Annotated in this window: 1 protein-coding gene; it reads left to right on the top strand. The window is 34.5% G+C overall.

Translation table 11 applies throughout. The annotated features are described in order from the left end of the window. Positions 1–166: 166 nt before the first annotated feature. Positions 167–1,393, top strand: a 1,227-nt coding sequence (istA, locus tag BMZ74_RS14295) for an IS21 family transposase (RefSeq protein WP_089862877.1), incomplete at its 3' end; no start/stop codon positions are given.

Genomic DNA, 1,393 nt, shown 5'->3' with positions numbered 1-1,393 from the left:
TATTTGTTGTATACTAAAATTACCGGGAATTGCAATGTAGTATTCCCGAAAGTTGCAAACTAAAATTCCCTATTATTGCAGAATAAAAAAGTCATTGCAGTCACCCCCAAAATACCGTACCCTTATATTAAGTCAACCACAACTTATATAAGGGAGGAAAATGGAGATGACATTAGCAATGACTGATATTAATGATATCAAAAAACTGTACTTTAAGAAAGGTCTAAATGTGGCTGAAATAATGAGAAAAACAGGTCATGATCGCAAAACAATTAATAAATATCTTGATATGAATGATTTTAATCTAGTTTTAGAAACACCTGAAAGATCCAAGCGTGGCTCCAAGTTGGACCCATTTAAGAAAACTATTGATAAGTGGCTTGAAGCTGATAAAAAAGTCTGGAGAAAACAGCGTCATACTGCAAAAAGGGTACATACCAGATTAACTGAACTCTATGGTAGTAAATATGACTGTTCATATCGCCTGTTAGCTGAGTATGTGCGAATTAAAAAGAAAGAGATATTTTCTGATGAACCTAAATTCTTTTTACCGTTAAAACATCTGCCTGGAGAAGCCCAGGTTGACTTTGGTAGAACAGATTTTAGAGAAAATGGGACTTTTTATGAAGGACACCACTTAAATCTCAGCTTCCCACAGAGTAATACTGGTTATTCGCAGCTTTTTAAAGGTGAAAACCTGCAATGTTTAGAACAGGGCATGATAAATATATTTAATCATCTCGGTGGTGTTCCAACGAGAATAGTTTTTGACAATGCTTCTAGTATGGTTTCAGATATCGGGAAAAACAAGTATCGAAAGCTGACTGAACACTTCATGATGTTTAAAAACCATTTTAGATTTGAAGCAGTATTTTGTAATCCAGCAAGTGGGCATGAAAAAGGCAATATAGAGGGTAAAGTAGGCTATCACAGACGCAACTATTTTGTGCCACCACCAGAATTTGATAATTTAGATGAATTCAATAAATCATTACTAACTGAACTTGATGATGATCAGTATCGCGAACATTACAGAAAAAATGCTACTCAGCATGAATTATTTCAGGCTGATTTAAAAGCATTATTACCTCTGCCTGAGGTTGAATTTGAGCCAGCATTGGTTATCTCTAAGAAAACTGATGCTAATGCCTGTATTACTATTCATAAAGGCAAACATAGATATTCAACCAGGCCAAGTCTTGCTAAAAGCAATGTTTTTGTTAAACTTACAGCTGATAAAGTGATAATCTTAGATCAGAATCTTAATGAGGTTGTCACTCACGACAGGCTTTATGGTGACTTAAAACAGGAATCAATTAACTGGATTCTTTATTTAGGTCAGATATCAAAACGGCCAACAGCTTTAAAATATACTGGGATTTATGATCTATTT

The sequence above is a fragment of the Halanaerobium salsuginis genome (assembly GCF_900114545.1).
In the GTDB taxonomy this organism is placed as follows: domain Bacteria; phylum Bacillota; class Halanaerobiia; order Halanaerobiales; family Halanaerobiaceae; genus Halanaerobium; species Halanaerobium salsuginis.
This window is presented reverse-complemented; position numbering and strand designations above follow the sequence as displayed.